Below are 17,617 nucleotides of genomic sequence, written 5' to 3'. Positions count from 1 at the left end.
AACAACGGCTCGATCACCAGCCACTCATCATCGGTCAGTTCAAATCTACGACGCGTCATCCAAAACTCCTTCCCGAAGCCTTGAATCAGCCGCGCCCGCGCCGCGCAAGTCAGTTTATGAGTTTACGGCCTAACGCTCTGCCCCGTCCACCGCGAACACGCCTGCCTGTGCCGTGTCGCCGGTGGGGTCGCGCAAGGGCGGGCCAAGCGTCTGCCATTCACCGCCTTCGAGGGCATAAGACACTCTGATCTGCCCGGTGCTGCGCTCCATGCGCAGGCGGATGCGCCCTTCATACCAGCCGGGCACGGCAGTGGTCGCCATCAAGCGGCCATGCACCTGCGGTTCGCCCGGCGCATGGCGGCGCGCGGCGACCAGCAAGGCCGGGGTGATATGTTCCAGCTGGATCGAGACCCAGCCGCCATTCGCGCCGCGCAGGGCGAGGCCCGCCTCATCGCCATCGCGCAGGTTCTGATAGGCAAGAGTGGCGGTCAGGGTGAAATCGCCCGCAGGCACAGCCGCGCCGGAAAAGGCAGGTTCGCCCGGCCCAGACAAGCCGCTGCGCCCGGCTTGCAGCGTAATCGGCACGGGCGCGCCCCCCGGCAGAGTCCAATGCTCCACCGTAAGGGCAGGGGGCTGATGGGGTTGTGCCGGTGCGGGTTGGGCAGTGAAAGCCGCTGCGAGCGCTACCGAACAGCCAATTGCTCTCACGGCCGGGGCAGGATGCCATGCGCGGTGTGCTGCACCGGCAGGATCAGGCCGTTTGCGTCAAACTCCATCCGTTCCACCGCCACCGCGCGGCGGCCAAGTCCGCCCGGCTGATCGCCGATATCCAGCGTGCCGACATGGTAGAACAGATACCATTCGCCCTGAAATTCGGCCACGCCGGGGTGAATGGTGAAGCTGTTGGCGGCAGAGCCGGTGACTTCGCCGCGCCATGTATACGGCCCCTCGATCGAAGTCGCCGTGGCGTAGGAGATACGCTCGTCCGGGCTGATCGCCTTGTCCATGCTGGCATACATCAGATAATACAGGTCGCCGCGCTTGAAGACCCACGGCCCTTCTTCGAAATCGGGCACATCGATCAGGCGGATGGGGCCGTCGATGCTGATCATGTCAGGCGCCAGCTTGGCAATCTTGATTTCGGCATTGCCCCAGATCAGCCAGCTTGTGCCGTCCTCCTCGGTCCACACGGTGGGGTCGATATCGTCCCAGTGATGCGGGCCGTTGGTGTCCTCGTTGCGCACCAGTGCGCTGCCCCGGGCATCGACAAAGGGGCCTAGAGGATTGTCGGCCACCGCCACGCCCACCGCCTTGCCGTGCGAGCCCTGCGCTTCATCATGCTCTACCGTGGTGTAGAACCAGAAGCGGCCATCCTTTTCATGCACCTGGCTGGCCCATGCATCGCGGCTGGCCCAGCTGAAATCGGTGGGGCGCATGATCGGGCCGTGATAGGTCCAGCTCTGCATATCTTTCGTCGAATAGGCGAGCCATTCGGTGATGTTGAACATCTGCTCGCCGCGCGCCTCGTCATGGCCGACATAGAGGTAGAGCGTATCGCCCACAACCAGCGGGGCGGGGTCGGCGGTATGCCGGTCGCGGATCAGCGGGTTGCCGATGTTGCGGAAGGTGTCGCCCGGTTGCAGCGGAGTGGATGCGGCCACCGGCGCGGCGCTGATGGCGGGCAATGCGACCGTGGCATGGGACTGCGAACAGGCGGCCAGCGGTAGAGCGCAGGCCAGGGCGATGAGAGGGCGCATTATCAAGGACATGGTGCCCTTGATAACTCCGACAAATGGGGATGCAAGGCCTTGTGAGCCTAAATTACTCCGGCAAGAGAACGCCGCCGGTCTCCAGCCCGCGCACCGTATGGCGGAAGGTGGACAAATAGCCGGTGGCGGGCACGCGCACGCCCACGCCTTCGCGGCTCGCCAGTTCTTCGGCCGGGACATCGAGGTCGATGCTGCGGTTCGCCACGCTGATGCGCACAATGTCGCCGCTCTTCACCTTGCCAATGGGGCCGCCGGTGGCCGCTTCGGGCGATACTTCGGCCACGGTCAGCCCTTTCAGGCACAGGCCCGAAAGCTGCCCGTCGGTGACAAAGGCGGTCTCCTTGGCAAGGCCAGCGGCATCCAGCGCGAACAGGATCAGCGAGGCGCTGCCGCCCATGGCGGGGCCGCCCACCAGCCCCTGATTGCGGCTGATCACGACATCGCCGGGCTGCACCACGCCGTCCTCGATCGCCTGCAGACATTCCGCCGTGCTTTCAAACACACGCGCAGGGCCGACGAATTCCTCCGGCCGGCTGCCATCGCGGATGCCGAGCCGCACCACCGCGCTGGTGGCAAAGCTGCCTTTCAGAATGGCAATGGCCGGGCCTTCGCTGACGGGATCGTCCATGGCGTGGATCACATCGGGGCCGGGGATGACATATCCCGTGAGGTTCTCCGCCAGCGTCTTTCCGGTGCAGGTAAGCGCCTGCGTATCGATCCGGTCTTCCAGCCGTTTCAGCACCGCGCGCGCGCCGCCTGCATCCTCGAACTGTTCAATCCGCACATGGCCAGTGGGGCGCACGGCCGACAGCACGGGCACATCGGCCATTTCTTCCCACAGCGTGAAAATGTCGAGATCCAGTTCGGCTTCCACGGCGGTCGCCTGCAAATGCTTGATCGCGTTGATGCTGCCCGACACGGCCAGCACTGTGGCGACTGCGTTGCGAAAGGCGTGTTCGGTCAGGATCTGGCGGGGCAGCAGTTGCTCGTGCACCATCTCGACAATGCGGCGCCCGGCGGCACGGGCATTTGCCTGCATCTTGGGACTGTTGCCGCGCACCGGCGCATGGCCGGGCAGGCACATACCCAGCGCCTCGACCACGCAATGCATGGTGTTGGCGGTGGCCATGCCTGCGCACACGCCGGGGCCCATAATGGCGTTTTCGGCCATGTCCTTCACCGGGAACTTTGGCTGCTTGCCAAAGCGCACGCCGATCTGGCCCGACCAGACATCCTCCACATCCACCGGCTCGCCATCAATCTCGCCCGCCTGCTGGTATCCGCCGATGACGAGGATGGTGGGGATGTTGAGGCGCGCGGCTGCCATCAGATGGCCCGGCGGGGTCTTGTCGCAGCTTGTCAGGCAGATCATGCCGTCCAGCAGCGCGGCTTCCACTTGCACTTCGATATCGTTGGCGATGATGTCGCGCCCGGCCAGGATATAGCTGCCCGTCTTGGCCGCGCCGGTGATGAAATCGGATGGTGCGGCGGTGCGCACTTCGAACGGCACGCCGCCTGCTGCACGGATTTCTTCCTTTACCATCTGCGCGATGCCATCGAGGTGCGCGTAACAGATCGCCAGTTCGCTGCTGGAATTGACCACTGCGATCTTGGGCTTTTCCATGTCTTCGGCCGACAGGCCCAGCGCCCGCCAATTGGCGCGGCGGCTGGGGGAATTGGCGGCGAGCGAACGCAGGGTCATCGTGGCAATCGTCCTATTCGGCGGGTTGAGGGGCGGGCGCACTGGCCCGTTCGCGCAGGCCACGCGCAAACCACGAGAGCGCCAGCACGCATACCGCAATGCCCAGCAGGCAGCCCACGGTGAAGATATAGCCATCGAGCGCGCCCTGCCGTCCGGCGAGGAATTGCGCCCCGAAAATCGGCGCGGCAACCGCGGCGAATTTGGCCATGAAGCTGGCCCACCCGCCACCCGTGGCGCGCACCGCGCTGGGGTAATAGATGCTGGTGATCGAAATCACCGCCGCGTGCCCGGCGCCCACCAGCGTCGCGCTGATCAGCAGGAAGGGTACGAACCACGGCCCGCTTTCCACCATGTCGAGACCGATCAGCAGGGTGAAGGGCAGGGCGATGAGAGGGGCGAGTGCAATCCAGCCCGGCCCGCGCTTTTCGGTCAGCATCAGCAAGATCACCCCGCCGATCGCACCCATGATGCCCGATGCGCTTCCCAGCCAGGCGGCATCGGTGCGGGCCATGCCCAGATTCTCCATGAAGATCACGCCGTAGCTGCTTTTCAGGTAGATGGCGAAGCTGGAGAAGAAATAGGCCGCCCAGATCAGCGGGGTCACGATCAGCAACGCGCCGATAAACAATTCGCGGAACTTGAGCAGCGGGTTGGCGCTGTCGGTTGTCTTGCGCTCATCGGGCAGGGTGAAGGCGTCGTAATCCTCCGCGCGGAAGGCCGGGTTGAACCGGGTCAGCGCCGGCGCAATGCGTTCCTTGGGCAGGTTCTTCGCCACCATCCAGCGCGCGCTTTCGGGAAGGGTGAAGAACAGCACAGCTGCAAACACGCCGGTCATGGCGCCGCACACCCAGAAAATGCCCTGCCAGCCCAGCACCGGTGCCACCCAGTTGGCGATGGGCGCCGCCGACGCGCCGCCGAAGGAAAAGCCCATCATGATGACGGTAACCGATGTGGCGCGCATGGATTTGGGCATGGATTCAATGCTCAGCGCCCAGACCGGGGCCAGCAGTCCGCCGATCGCCAGCCCTGAAATGAAGCGCAGCGCGATCAACTGTTCCGCAGATCCGGCAAAGCCGACAATGGTGGTGAACACCGCGCTGCCAATGGTGCAGGCGATGATCACCGGCCGCCGCCCGAAGATATCGCCCAGATAGGAGCCGAACAGCGATCCGATCATCTGCCCCAGAAACGCTGCCGCGCTGACATAGCCGGTCATCTCGTTCGTCAGCGCCATATCGTCGCGGATATAGGGCAGGGCATAGGCGAGCGCGGAGAAATCCTGTCCGTCGAAAAAAGTCACCAGGCTGCACAGCAGCAGCAATTGCAGGTGATACGCGGTCAACCCCGTATTGAACCCCTTGCGAAGGAAGGGCAGCCGCAGGGTTACAAAACGCTGCGGTTCGACCTCTTGCAGGAATTGCGTAACGTCGAGCGTACGGGCCGCTTGGCTCGTCATTGGTGATCCTCTCTCCCAGGAACGTAGGCAGGACGATAATGCGGCACGCGTCGCTAGGCTAGCGGCGATTTTGTGGCAGACTGTCGCACATAGGCGTCATCGGGTAGAGACGCCGAATTCTGGCCCACCCCGTTCCAGTCGAGATCGCGCAAGAAACGATCCAGACGGTCGGCTCCGGCGGGCGGCCGGCCGAACATGAAAGGGGCATTGCCGCCGAGCCGGTAGCCGCCCTGCGGCACCGTTTCGACCAGCCGCTCGCACCCGGCAGAGGCGAGCTTGGCGCGCAGGCGCGAGACGTGCACTTCCACGCTGTTGGTGCCCGGCTCGTGCGCCAGCCGCCAGACATCGGCCAGCAATTGTGCGCGTGTCACCGCCTCGCCCGGATTATCAGCCAGCCGCCACAACACACCGAATTCGCGCGGATGCAGGTTCAGCCAGCGCGTGCCGTGGCGCACATCGCGGTGAAACAGGTCAAGCGTCAGCGGCCCCAGCAGCCGCCAGCGGGGCAAGAGATCGAACATATCGGCCACCCGCCGCGCGCGGGCCGCGAGTTCGGCAATCGTGGTGGATGCGGGCAGGGCTTCGGCGCAACCGATGGAAAGCAGGTGCGCGCGTTCCGCCGGCTCTTCCACCCCGATCAGGATAAGCCGCCAGGCGGGCCGGTCGGCTTCGGCAAGGCCAGTCCTTTGCGCCGGCGTCAGGCGACGCACATCGCAGGCGAGCACGTGCCGGCAATCGGCGCGATGCCCCCCCTGCCCGTGGCACAGCGTCCATCCCGCCTGCCGCAAATCCCATTGCGGTGCGGGCATTTCTTCGGCAGCGACCCAGCCGAATGTTTTCACATTGCCACTCCCGCCATTGTGGGCTGTGCATGGCAAAGGCAATCGGGCGTGAAGACAAGTCCGGGATGATTGCGGACCCGGTCAATAATGCGCGATCAGGCGGCCGTTGAATTCACACCCATGCTTTGCAGATAGCGTTTGATGTTGCGGGCCGCCTGGCGCAGCCGCTGTTCGTTTTCCACCATGGCAATCCGCACGAAGCCTTCGCCATCCTCGCCATAGCCCACGCCCGGCGCCACCGCGACTTCGGCATGGGTGAGCAATTGCTTGGAAAATTCCAGGCTACCCATTTCCTTGAGCGCCGGTGGCAGCGGCGCCCAGGCGAACATCGAGGCAGGCGGGGCAGGAATGTCCCAGCCAGCGCGGCCGAAGGCTTCCACCATGACATCGCGCCGCTTGTGGTAAAGCTGCCGGTTCTGCTCCACGATGTCCTGCGGGCCGTTGAGCGCGGCAACGGCGGCGGCCTGCATCGGGGTGAAGGCGCCGTAATCGATATAGCTTTTCACCCGCGTCAGCGCGGCAATCAGCGTCTGGTTGCCCACCGCAAAGCCGATGCGCCAGCCGGCCATCGAATAGGTCTTGGACAGGCTGGTAAATTCCACCGCCACATCCTTTGCCCCTTTGACCTGCAGAATCGAGGGGGTCGGCTTGCCGTTGTAATACAGTTCGGAATAGGCAAGATCGGACAGCACCCACACCTTGTGGAAGCGCGCCCAGTCCACCAGCTTTTCGTAAAAGGCCAGATCCACCACTTCGGCGGTGGGATTGCTGGGGTAATTCACCACCAGCACCGTGGGGCGCGGCACGGTAAAGTTCATCGCCTTTTCCAGTTCCGCCCAATAGCGGTCATCCGCCGTGGTCGGCACGTTGCGGATGCTGGCGCCGGCAATGATGAAACCGAATGTGTGGATCGGATAGCTGGGATTGGGGGCCAGAATGGTGTCGCCCGGTGCGGTGATGGCGGTGGCAAGGCTGGCGAGGCCTTCCTTCGAACCCAGCGTCACCACCACTTCGCGTTCGGGATCGACTTCGACGCCCCAGCGCCGTTCGTAATAGGCGGCCTGGGCGCGGCGAAGCCCCGGAATCCCCTTGGACTGCGAATAGCCGTGCGCGCCCGGATCGCGCGCCACTTCGCACAATTTGTCGATCACGTGCTGGGGCGGCGGCAAATCGGGATTGCCCATGCCCAGATCGATGATGTCGCGCCCTTCCGCACGGGCGGCCGCGCGCATCGCGTTGACTTCGGCGATGACATAGGGCGGCAGGCGCTTCATGCGGTAGAATTCGGTATCCATGGGCACTTTCGAAAAGACAGGTTGATAGGCTCTACGCAAATGTGGACGAATCCGCTGCTTTGCGCAACGCGCCGCTAACAGCTTGCTTGCCCTTGCCCAAGAGGGTGCGTGGCAATCTGTGTCTCCTCATCGGCGATTTTCCTGCTTATGCTGACGGCATGAGCAAGGGCAGCGTCACAAAGGGCGGCGGCAGCGATGCCGCGGATATCTTCACCGAACTGCTGCGCATCCAGGGTGAAGCCGCGCGGCAGGTGATGGCGGCCTTCGTCCCCGCCGCCGCCGAAGCGCTGCCGGACAAGCAGGATATCGACGCGCTGGGCGCGTCCATCCTCGCGTTTCAGGACAAGTGGTTCCGCCTCAATTCGCGGCCCGACGGGCAGGGCGGGGCAATGCCTTTTCCCTTCTGGGCGGATCCGGCGCAATGGCTGGACATGGCGCAGGCGATGCAGCGCCAGTTTCCCGCGCTGGACCCGGCGCGGCAGGCGCAATTGTGGGAAGAAGGGGCAGAACTGTGGGATCGCATCCTCGCCCACTTCACGCCAGAGGGTGAGGAACAGGACGCACAGGCCGGCGCGATCGATCCGCATTTCCCACGGGCCGATCGCCGCTTTGCCGATCCGCGCTGGCGCGACCAGCCGGTGTTTGCACTGATCCATCAGACCTATCTGCTGCTGGCCGAACGCGTGGCCGAGGCGGTGGACGCGGTGGACGGGCTGGACGAGGAGGAGCGGGCCCAGCTTCGCTTTGCCACCCGCGCGGCGCTGGACGCGATGAGCCCGGCGAATTTTCCGCTGATGAACCCGGTGGTGCTGGAGCGGACAATCGAAAGCCAGGGCGAAAACCTTGTCAAAGGGATGCAGCGGCTGGCGGCCGACCTGGAAAAGGGGCAATTGACGCACACCGACACCAGCCGCTTCGTGCTGGGCGAGAATGTGGCAGCGACACCGGGCAAGGTGATCTACCGCGGCCGGCTGTTCGAAATCATCCACTACACGCCCACGACCGAAAGCGTGCTGGCGGTGCCGCTGCTGATCTTTCCGCCGTGGATCAACCGGTTCTACATCCTCGACCTGAACCCGGCCAAAAGCTTCGTGCGCTGGGCAGTGGAGCAGGGATTGTCGGTGCTGCTCGTCAGCTGGCGTTCGGCGGATGAAAGCATGGCCGATGTGGGCTGGGATGATTATGTGCGCGCGCAGATCGCGGCGATCGATATCGTGCGCGACCGGCTCAAGGTTCCCGCCGTGCACACTATCGGCTATTGCGTGGCGGGCACCACGCTGGCCGCGACGCTGGCGGTGCTGGCACGCCGGGGGCAGGCCGACAAGGTTGCCAGCGCCACCTTCCTGACCGCACAGGTGGATTTCTCCCACGCCGGGGAATTGAAGCTGTTCATCGACGATGCGCAGATGGAACTGATCCGGCAGGCGAGCCAGGGCGGCTATCTGGATGGGCGCTACATGGCCGCGACCTTCAACCTGCTGCGCGGGACGGACCTCATCTGGAACTACGTGGTCAATCATTATCTGCTGGGCGAGGATTACCCGGCCTTTGACCTGCTGTACTGGAACGGCGATGTCACCAACCTGCCGGCCAAATGGCACCAGGCCTATTTGCAGCATTGTTACCGGGACAATCAGCTGGTGGTGCCCGATGCGCTGGAAGCGGATGGCACGCCGATCGACCTGACGCGCATTACCGTTCCCGCCTATGTGCAGGCGGGGCGCGAGGATCACATCGCCCCGCCCGAAAGCGTGTTCCGGATGCTGGGGCAGCTGCACGGCCCGGTGCGCTTCGTGTTGGCGGGCAGCGGACACATCGCCGGCGTGGTCAACCCGCCATCGGCCAACAAATACCAGTACTGGACCGGCCCGGCGGATGCGCCAACGCTGGAGGATTTTGTGTCCGTGGCGGACGAACACAAGGGCAGCTGGTGGCCCGATTGGCTGGCGTGGGTGGAGAGCCTCAACCCTGCGCGCGTCAAGGCCAGCGGGCGCCGCATTCCCGGCGGCAGGGGGAACCCGGCGCTGGATGATGCGCCCGGTTTGTACGTGCGCCAGCGGTAACGCCGCTCGCTGGTCATATCAGTGCCGCAAAGTGGCCCGATATGACCAAATTGTGCACTGCACCATTTTTCTTGACTTGCGTCCCTTCCATACTTATTGTGCGATGCAACATGACGCATTTGCGCGTCGATGGACGAAGCACGCAACAAAGGTTGAACCATGGCAGAGCAGAGTGAAACAAGGCCCGAAACGCCCGCAAAGGCGGACGAGGCTGCCGTTCCCGCGCCCGCCTCGCCTGTGCCTGTTGTAAAGCAGACAACGCCTGCGCCGGTTGCCACAAAGCCGGCCGATGTGCCCGTTGGCACACCGGCAGCGTCGGCGCCGAAGGAGCCTGCCGCCAAGGCTGCTGCTCCCAAACCGGCGCCCGCCAAACCGGCGCCCGCCAAACCGGCCTCGGCCAAATCCGCAAAACCCGCCTCTCGGCGAGCAAAGCCGGCAGCACGCAAGGCCACCCCCCGGCCTGTGCCTGCTTTCGCCGTCAACTCCACTGTTACCGAATTGAAGGAAAAGATCATGGCTACCAAGAACACCGCTGCCGACCTGACCGGCATGATGAGCAAGTCGATGACCGATGCCGTGGCTGAAATGCAGGCCAAGGCGCAGGAAGCCTATGACAAGGGCACCGGCATGGTTTCGGAAATGACCGAAATGGCCAAGGGCAATGTCGAAGCGCTGGTCGAAAGCGGCAAGATCCTGGCCGCTGGCGTGCAGGACATGACCAAGTCCTATGCCGAAGAAGCCAAGGCCGCTTACGAAACCATGACCGCCGACCTCAAGGAAATGGCGAGCGTGAAGAGCCCGACCGAGCTGTTCCAGCTTCAGGGCAAGATCCTGCGCCGCAATTTCGACGCGATGATGGCCTCTACCAGCAAGGCTCCCGAAAGCGCGATGAAGCTGGCGAACGACGTGATGGCCCCGATCACCGCGCGCGTGAACCTGGCGGTCGAAAAGATTTCCAAGGCCGCCTGAGGCACCTTCACGAACTCTCCCTCGCCGGAATCTCTCCTCTCTCCCTTCCGGCGAAACGAGCGGGCCGGGCAGGCAACTGCCCGGCCCGTTTGCTTTGGCAGCCGATTCCACCCTGCCCCACCCGACCAAGGGCCACGATGCGCGTGCGCCTGCCATGCGGCAAAAATGCGCGCGCCATCTTGCACCCCGCATTGCGGATACGATATTCCAAGGCCCGATGACCTGCCCGTATGATCCCCATCTGTTGCCGCTGGCCGCCTTTCCCGTTTTCGCGGGGGATGACGATGATGCCGGTGATGGTGGCGGGGCAAGCGGTCCCGGCACGGGCGGACAGGTCGGCCTTGCCACCCGCACCCGCACACGGCCCAAGAAGCCCAGTATGTACAAGGTGCTGATGCTGAACGATGATTACACCCCGATGGAATTCGTGGTGCTGGTGCTCAAACGCTATTTCCGGATGGATCTGGAACAGGCGACGCGCGTGATGCTCCACGTCCACCAGCGCGGCGTGGGCGTGTGCGGCATCTTCCCGCTGGAAGTGGCGGAAACCAAGGTCAACCAGGTGATGGACTTCGCCCGCCAGAACCAGCACCCGCTGCAATGCACGCTGGAAAAGGCGTGATTGCGCGCGGGTGAGTTTCGCGCAGGCCTGACAATTTGCGGATTACGTCAACCCGGCTCACGGCGTCGCCTTGCTGTCGGCCACAAGCCGTGCACAGCTTGACCTCTCGCCCGCCCGGCCCGCTTCCCTTAGGACAGCGTCGGCGAACGTCGATGCCGCATTCAGGAACCGGGCTTCAAACGCGTTCACATCGGACAAGGTGGCCGCGCTTAGCTGGTCATTGCCGTCGTTGTTGAAGGGCGCGAAATATTCCGCCAACCGCGACAGGATCGCCCTGCGCGCGGGCAGGTCAAGTACCTCTGGCGCGCCCGCAGCCTCGGAAACCTTCTCCCCTTTCGCCGCATTGTAGTCTTCGATGAAGCTTATGGCGTTATTGTAAAACGCAATTCGTGCTTGGTCACGTTCCACTTCGGCTTGCCTTGTCAAGGTGCAGGTCTCGCCTGCGGCAGGCAAGTAGGAGGAATAGAGGCGCGCCTTATCCACTGTTGCCGTCCAGGCCGCACCGAGATTGCCATCGAGCGAACGTGCCCTGACCCTTGCCAATTCGCGCGTCAGAACGGTGTTGACCTCGCTCAGCGGCGCAGCCCTTTCATTCATCGCGCGCTCCAGATTCTCGTTGAAGGTCGCAAGGGTGGTGAAAGCATAACCGGATGGCCGTGTGCCGGCCGGGTGCTTGACAACGTTGACCGTGAAGTAGGTGCGATTGGCCGTGGCAACGGGACGATCGGAGGTCGAGGGATATTCGTAAAGGCGCCCGTCATTGTGATCGAGACGCAGATTCTGCCAGAGCATATCGGTATTGCGGAATTCTGTGCGCAGAAGGACATAGCGCCCCTCCTCGAAAGGCGCAGATGAGGGGATCGCTTGGCCGGTAGAAGCAGGGTCCAGCACCATCCGGTATTCAAAGATCATGTCGTCGCTGTTCTGTTCCAGCAGCGACGAGCCCAGCGAAAGCAAGGTTTCAGCAACCGGGCCGCCGGGAATAAGGCCCGAACTCGTGCCCAATTCGGCAAGGCGCCGGATGAGCGATTGTGCCGGGCCGCTTGTGCGATCCAGTTCCAGCACGATGATCTGTATACCTACCGGATTGCCGCCATATTCGCTGGGAGCCAGAAGCGGAATGTTCGAAAAGTTGAGATCCTGGCTGGGCGACACGTCATCGCTGTAATAGATCACGCGCGCCGTCGTGACATCCGAAGGGTCGAGGAAGCGCGGGTTCTGATCGCCGAATTCGAACACATTGGCGAGAACCACGATTTCGCCAACCGGGGCCAATGGATTGGGAACGCGCCTGTAGGAGCGCTGGCCTATGCCAAATTCAGACAAGGTGGCGATCAGTCCGTGATCCAGCCGTATCGAATAGACATCGCCCGACTGGATAGGCCGACCGAAGCCTATGTTCTGCCGATCAAGCCGAGCCTCCAGAAAGAGAGTGCATTTTCTGTCTACTGCGGCCCCCCATATGCCAGGGCAATTTTGTTCGTAGTTCACAGCCGCCCTTGCCAGATCGCCGGGCGGGGTAGCCCGGCGATAGGAAATCTCACCCGTGTTGGTATTTGCACACGCGCCCAGCAGGGCGCAGCACGCAAGGGCTGTCAGCTTTTTCATGTTTGATCCCCCAAGACCACCGGATGACGATTCCGGCCAAGTGTGAGAATTTCATGGATTATCCTGCGGACAAAGCGGTAAATGTCCCGCACTTGCGCATTTTCGGCAATCGGGTGCATGACCCGGCCGCCATTCTGCGTTAAGGCGGGGTGGTCCAGTCCAATCCCACACCATCCCCCTGCCGCTTCCACGCCTGAACGAGACCACCCTCCTTGTCCCGCTTCATCACCGCTATAGACCGTTATATCTTCCGGCTCGTGCTGGTGCCGATGCTGGGCATTTTCGTGCTGGCGGCAAGCCTGCTGATGCTGGAGAAGATGCTGCGATTGTTCGAATTCGTGTCCACCGAAGGCGGGCCGATCAACATCGTGTTCCAGATGCTGCTGAACCTCATCCCCGAATATGCCGGGCTGGCGATCCCGTTGGGGCTGATGCTGGGCATCCTGTTCGCGTTCCGGCGCCTCGCCACCACCAGCGAGCTCGACGTGATGCGCGCGGTCGGCTGGTCCTATTTCCGCCTGCTGCGCGTGCCCTATCTGATGACGATTGCGCTGATGGCGCTCAATTTCGCCATTGTCGGCTATATGCAGCCCAAGGCGCGCTTTGCGTATGAGGAGATGGAGTTCCAGCTGCAATCGGGCGCGCTGGGCGCATCGATCCGCGTGGGCGAATTCAACGCGATCGAGGATCGGATGGCTCTCCGGATCGAGGAGAGCCGCGATGACGGACGCCAGCTCGTGGGCATTTTTGCCCGCGTGGCGAATGACAAGGGGCAGGTGCTGTCCATATCGGCGCGCGAAGGGCGGTTTCTGGCCAATCGCGAAGACCGCAACACCATCATCCTGCGGCTTACCGATGGCACCATCATCCATTCGGTGCCCAATGGCAGCCCGCGCGTGCTCAGCTTCAGCCAGCACGATCTGCCGGTCGATCTGCCTGCGCTTGAACGCTTCCGCGCCAGGGGCGAGGATGCGCGCGAATTCGTAATCCCCGAATTGCTCGAAATTGGCTGGAGCCGCGATGCGACGGTTGAGGAACGGCAAAGCAGCCTTGCCAATTTCAATTACCGCATGGTCGAAGTGGTGATGATGATCATGCTCCCGCTGCTGGCGGTGGCGCTGGCGGTGCCGCCCAAACGATCGACATCGGCGCTGGGCATATTCCTGTCGATCGTCATTGTGGTCGCCTATCACAAGATCAACCAATACGGCGAAAGCGTGGCCCAGCTGGGCCGGCTCGATCCCTTTCTGGCGCTGTGGGGGCCGTTTGGGGTGCTGTTCTGCCTGATCGCCTGGATGTTCTACCAAATCGCCTTCGTCCCCGGCGGGCAGCCGATTGGCGCGCTGGAAAATGTCTATGGCAAGCTGGCGCGCAGCGTGAAGAAGCTGCTGCGGCGCGGGGACCGGCGACGGGGCATTACCCATGCCGATGACGCGGATTATGCCGACGCTTCAGAGGAAGGGGGCCTGCGTGCTGCTTGATTTCTTCCCTTCGCGCCAACTGACCTTCTACATCGGCAAGATGTTCGCGGTGCGCATCATCGCGGTGCTGGCCATGCTGGTGCTGGTGCTGATGATGCTCGATTTGCTCAGCCGCACGGGCGACATCCTCGCCTATGCCGGCAATGGCGAGGCGGAACTGCTGCAATATGCCTCGCTGCGGATGCCGCAATTGGTGAAGCGCTTCCTGCCCTATTCGGTGCTGCTGGCGACCATCATCACGCTCGCCACGCTGAACCAGAACAGCGAAGTGACCGCGATGAAAGCGGCAGGCCTTTCAGCCCACCAGATCCTGGCGCCCCTGCTGCTGGTGGCGGTGGTGGTGGCAGGCGCCAGCTTCACCTTCAACGAACGTGTGGTGACGCGGGCGACTGCTACGCTCAAGGCGTGGGAGCGGGTGGATTACGGCACGATCCCCACCGATCCCGATCTGCGCACCAATGTCTATTTCAACGATGGCAACGATGTGCTGATGGCGCGCGAGTTGAGCGGGCAGGGGGCCGGCACGGTGCTGACCGGCGTCACCTTTTACGAACGCGACGATGCCGGAATGATCGCGCGGCAGATTACCGGATCGCGGGCCACCTGGGCCAATCCGGGCTGGCTGCTGGAAGATGCCGAAATTTTCTCCGTCGCCACCACGCAAACCGAAAAGGCCGAGGCACCGCTGCTGGTCGCACCGGGGACCACGCTTGATCAGGTGGCGCTGCGGCGGGTGGATGCCGATGCCGAAACGCTGGCGCAGCTTGCTGCTTCGATTGCCGCGATGAAGGCGGCTGGCCGCCGCACGGCGGAGCTGGAGGGGCGCTGGTGGGCCAAGATTTCCGGCCCGATGTCCGCCATTCTGATGCCGCTGCTCGGCGCGGTGGCGGGCTTTGGCCTTGCGCGCAGCGGCAATCTGTTCATCCGCGCGGTGATCGGCATGGCCTTGGGCTTTGCCTATTTCGTGGTGGAGAACGCCGCGCTGGCCATGGGCAGTTTCGGCGGATATCCGCCGCTGCTTGCCGCCTGGTCGCCTTTCGTGCTGTTCCTGCTGGTGGGCGAGACGGTGCTGATCCGCACCGAGGAATAGCTTAGCGCGGCTCCAGCGTCGTCGCCCCATCCACATTGTATTGCACCGGGCAACCCATCACGAAACGTCCGCGCGCTTCCGCGGTGCGGCAATATTCGCCTGCGGCTTCGATCTGCCGGCGCGTATTGGCGAACACCTGCGTCATCGGGATCGGGCCTGCCCCGTGGACCGGCACATTGGTTTCCGGCGCAATGCCATAATGGCGGATATTGGCGGCATAGGCGCTGCCCCACCAGTGGAGCTGCCACGCCTCATCCGCCAGATCGCCTTCCAGCAAAATCCGCTCGGCCGGCAGATAGCCAAACACGGCATTGGGCATATGGCTGTGTTCGATCACGCGGTAGAGTTCGAGCCGCCGCGTCGCGTCCTCCAGCACCATCTGGTCGTCGACCGGGATGAAGCGCAGCGGATGCGGATGGCGCGAAAGGGCATCGGGGAAATGCACGGCGGGACGCTCCGCCATTTCGCGGATGATGCCTTCATTGCCGCGGTGCGAGATCACCTCCAGCCCGCGCGACAGAGCCGCGCGCAGGCCGCCAGTATGGTCGAAATGGTGGTGGCTCACGATCACCGCCTCCACCTGCTTGCCGGGCACGAGGCGGTTGGCGGCATCGATGCGGAGCAAGGTCTGCGCTTCGCCGCCATAGGCCTCGAACATCACCAGACGGTTCGCAAATTCCACCACCGCGCCGCCCGCGCCGTTCACCCGCACGTCCCACACGCCGGGGGCTAGGCGGGTGACCTCGGCCCGCGGGGCGGGGGCGGGCCGTCCCGCCATGGGAAGCGGGAAGCGCGGCAATTGCTCGGCAGGCACGTTCACACGGTAGGAATCGATCTGGAACATCAGGTTCACCTGATCGCGCCAGTCGAGCACCTGCATCAGCCCCATCGGCAGCTGCACGCCAGCGAACGGGAGATAGCCGGAAAACCACGCCGTCGTCGTCAGATCCCCCAGATTGGTGTGCGGGGCGACCCAGCGGGTAAAGCGCGGCAGGTTGGTGACAGGGTCGATCCCGATCCACGCCGGGGTCCGTGTCATGCTCAGGGTGAAGCGGACGACCAGCAGCCCGTCCTCCTCGGTCACCTCGCCCAGAGTGGTTCCCCGGTGCAGCGCGGCCAGCAGGGCGGACAGCGGGTGGTCGAGCACCTGATCGCGTGTCTGCAAGGTCTCGCGGCGCGGAAAGTCCATCCCGAACAGGCCGGCAAAGGGGAATTCCTGCCCCCAGCGTTCCTGATAAAGCGCCCGGCCGCCGGGGAGCATATCGTCCGACAGATCGAAGGTCCGCTGCACATCGGCAAGCGCTTGCCACTTGGTGGGCGCCAGCGCATCGCCGGTGATATTGCCGCCACCCTGAAAATAGGCGCGCTGGCCAAAGCCGGTGTAGACCACGTTATGCAGGCCTTGCAGCCGCTCCAGCCCGCCCATCGCCTCCGCCGCGCGCGTCAGCATGGCACGTGCGTCTTCCTGCGCCAGCGCCGGGTGCGCAGGGCCGAACGCGGCGCACAGCATCAGGCAGGCAGCGGCAATTATGCGGCGCATGGTCATGGTGGTCCCCTCCCGGCAATCTCTCCGCCGGGGAATAGACCAGCAAGCGCGCCCTGGTGCAACAGGGGCGCTACAGCCGTGAAAACGGGGTTAGCCGCGCCGCATCGTGCTGCGGGCGATCTTCATCACCAGCGGGATCATGCCTTTGTGGTTTGCCCCGTCATAGGTCGAACCGGCCCCCAGATGCGCGGTAATGCGGCGATGCGCTTCGTGCAGCGAGTGATAGGGCAGGCTGGGCAGCAGATGGTGCGTGGCGTGATATCGAAGGCCCACCGGCGCCCAGATCGCCGCCGACCAATGCGGCACATTCACCGAATCGAGATATTGCGCGGTGGTGGACAGGCGATCTCCGTCATTCTCCCACAGATGCGCGACCAGCGTGCGCAACTGGTTGAAAACCGCCACCAGCGAAGTGATCGCCAAGGCGACCAATAGCGGCTTCCACCCCAGCCAAAAGGGCGTGGACATGACGAACAGCGCCCAGATGCTTGCGCCCACCTGCTGCCAGGCGAACCAGCGGCGCTGCTCCTCCGTCTCGGGCGCGCGGCGGCGGAAATCGGGGTTGATCGAAAGCGAGGAGCCGCGCTCCCACGCGAAACGCCGTACCGCCGGAATCACCGCGCCCAGCGGTGCAAGCACACCCCAGCGGAACAGCAGCGCCACCGGAGCCAGCGCGGCAATAAGGATGAAGGCGGGCAGGCTCCACGGCTTCATCAGCGCAAGCGGAAGATATTCGGGATCCTCCGCCGTGCCGTAACGCATCCGCGAATGATGGATGGTATGCACCTGTTCATACATCAGGCTGGGGGTGAGCATCGGGATGCCGACCAGCAGGTTCCATGCGGTGCGGAAGCCCGGCAAGGCGTTGCGATGCAGATGGGTGATTTCGTGAATGAACAGCAGCGCACGATACAGCGCCATCACCGCCACCGCGCCGCTCAGCACCGCCAGCCACACCGGCTGCAACAGGATCGCGCCAGCCAGCGCGGCATAGCCGATCGTGGCAGAGACCAGCATATCGGGCCAATAGATATCCGGCCGGGCCTTCGAGATATCGCGGGTAAGCTCCGCCGCGGCGCGCAACATGGCCATATCGTCCGCAATGGCGGACTTCCTCACCGGCGCGGCGCCGGCCGTGTCGATCGCAGTGGTCATGTTCATCTTGCGGCCTTTG

General features: G+C 63.7%; 14 protein-coding genes. 5 read left to right on the top strand and 9 right to left on the bottom strand.

Annotation, left to right across the window (positions count from 1 at the left end; genetic code table 11):
• Positions 1-129: 129 nt before the first annotated feature.
• The 6 genes from WFP44_RS14350 to WFP44_RS14325 all read right to left on the bottom strand — a co-directional run bounded on the left by WFP44_RS14350 (position 130) and on the right by WFP44_RS14325 (position 7,064).
• Positions 130-618, bottom strand: a complete 489-nt coding sequence (locus WFP44_RS14350) for a beta-xylosidase family glycoside hydrolase (RefSeq protein WP_336927303.1) — start codon at positions 616-618, stop codon at positions 130-132.
• An 86-nt stretch (positions 619-704) separates the two neighbouring features.
• On the bottom strand, positions 705-1,769 hold the full coding sequence (locus tag WFP44_RS14345; protein ID WP_336927301.1) for a family 43 glycosylhydrolase: 1,065 nt from the start codon (positions 1,767-1,769) through the stop codon (positions 705-707).
• Positions 1,770-1,821: 52 nt separating this feature from the next.
• Positions 1,822-3,471, bottom strand: a complete 1,650-nt coding sequence (locus WFP44_RS14340) for a dihydroxy-acid dehydratase (RefSeq protein WP_336927300.1) — start codon at positions 3,469-3,471, stop codon at positions 1,822-1,824.
• Between the two features lie 13 nt (positions 3,472-3,484).
• Positions 3,485-4,927 (bottom strand): MFS transporter, encoded by a 1,443-nt coding sequence (locus WFP44_RS14335; protein WP_336927299.1) that lies wholly within the window; start codon positions 4,925-4,927, stop codon positions 3,485-3,487.
• Between the two features lie 53 nt (positions 4,928-4,980).
• Positions 4,981-5,769, bottom strand: a complete 789-nt coding sequence (locus tag WFP44_RS14330) for a winged helix-turn-helix domain-containing protein (protein ID WP_336927298.1) — start codon at positions 5,767-5,769, stop codon at positions 4,981-4,983.
• Between the two features lie 95 nt (positions 5,770-5,864).
• Positions 5,865-7,064, bottom strand: coding sequence for an LL-diaminopimelate aminotransferase (locus WFP44_RS14325; protein ID WP_336927297.1), 1,200 nt, complete (start codon positions 7,062-7,064; stop codon positions 5,865-5,867).
• A gap of 158 nt (positions 7,065-7,222) precedes the next feature.
• Here WFP44_RS14325 and WFP44_RS14320 point away from each other — a divergent pair, with 158 nt between their 5' ends.
• The 3 genes from WFP44_RS14320 to clpS all read left to right on the top strand — a co-directional run bounded on the left by WFP44_RS14320 (position 7,223) and on the right by clpS (position 10,718).
• On the top strand, positions 7,223-9,127 hold the full coding sequence (locus WFP44_RS14320) for a PHA/PHB synthase family protein (protein WP_336927296.1): 1,905 nt from the start codon (positions 7,223-7,225) through the stop codon (positions 9,125-9,127).
• A gap of 513 nt (positions 9,128-9,640) precedes the next feature.
• The gene (locus WFP44_RS14315; RefSeq protein WP_336927294.1) at positions 9,641-10,096 is read left to right on the top strand and encodes a phasin family protein; all 456 of its coding nucleotides are present in this window, start codon (positions 9,641-9,643) and stop codon (positions 10,094-10,096) included.
• 217 nt (positions 10,097-10,313) lie between these two features.
• Positions 10,314-10,718, top strand: a complete 405-nt coding sequence (clpS, locus tag WFP44_RS14310; RefSeq protein ID WP_336927293.1) for an ATP-dependent Clp protease adapter ClpS — start codon at positions 10,314-10,316, stop codon at positions 10,716-10,718.
• A gap of 57 nt (positions 10,719-10,775) precedes the next feature.
• On the opposite strand, the gene WFP44_RS14305 is transcribed toward clpS, so the two are convergent.
• The gene (locus WFP44_RS14305) at positions 10,776-12,326 is read right to left on the bottom strand and encodes a hypothetical protein (RefSeq protein WP_336927292.1); all 1,551 of its coding nucleotides are present in this window, start codon (positions 12,324-12,326) and stop codon (positions 10,776-10,778) included.
• A gap of 212 nt (positions 12,327-12,538) precedes the next feature.
• On the opposite strand from WFP44_RS14305, the gene WFP44_RS14300 reads away from it, so the two are divergent.
• Together WFP44_RS14300 and lptG are read left to right on the top strand one after the other, a co-directional pair.
• The gene (locus WFP44_RS14300; RefSeq protein ID WP_336927291.1) at positions 12,539-13,807 is read left to right on the top strand and encodes an LptF/LptG family permease; all 1,269 of its coding nucleotides are present in this window, start codon (positions 12,539-12,541) and stop codon (positions 13,805-13,807) included.
• Positions 13,797-14,897, top strand: a complete 1,101-nt coding sequence (lptG, locus tag WFP44_RS14295; RefSeq protein ID WP_336927290.1) for an LPS export ABC transporter permease LptG — start codon at positions 13,797-13,799, stop codon at positions 14,895-14,897. Before WFP44_RS14300 ends, lptG begins: the two co-directional genes overlap by 11 nt.
• 1 nt (position 14,898) lies before the next feature.
• Here lptG and WFP44_RS14290 read toward each other — a convergent pair whose 3' ends face one another.
• Both WFP44_RS14290 and WFP44_RS14285 read right to left on the bottom strand, forming a co-directional pair.
• A complete protein-coding gene (locus WFP44_RS14290) occupies positions 14,899-16,443 on the bottom strand; it encodes an MBL fold metallo-hydrolase (protein WP_336927289.1) in 1,545 nt (514 codons plus the stop codon).
• A 90-nt stretch (positions 16,444-16,533) separates the two neighbouring features.
• Positions 16,534-17,604 carry a fatty acid desaturase family protein gene (locus tag WFP44_RS14285; protein WP_377923091.1) on the bottom strand — a complete coding sequence of 357 codons (1,071 nt, stop codon included), beginning with the start codon at positions 17,602-17,604 and terminating at the stop codon, positions 16,534-16,536.
• Between the last annotated feature and the right edge of the window lie 13 nt (positions 17,605-17,617).

It is taken from the genome of Alteraurantiacibacter palmitatis (assembly GCF_037154115.1).
GTDB classification, from domain to species: domain Bacteria; phylum Pseudomonadota; class Alphaproteobacteria; order Sphingomonadales; family Sphingomonadaceae; genus Alteraurantiacibacter; species Alteraurantiacibacter palmitatis.
Note: the sequence above shows the minus strand (reverse complement) of the source record. Positions and strands in the feature narration are given on the sequence as shown.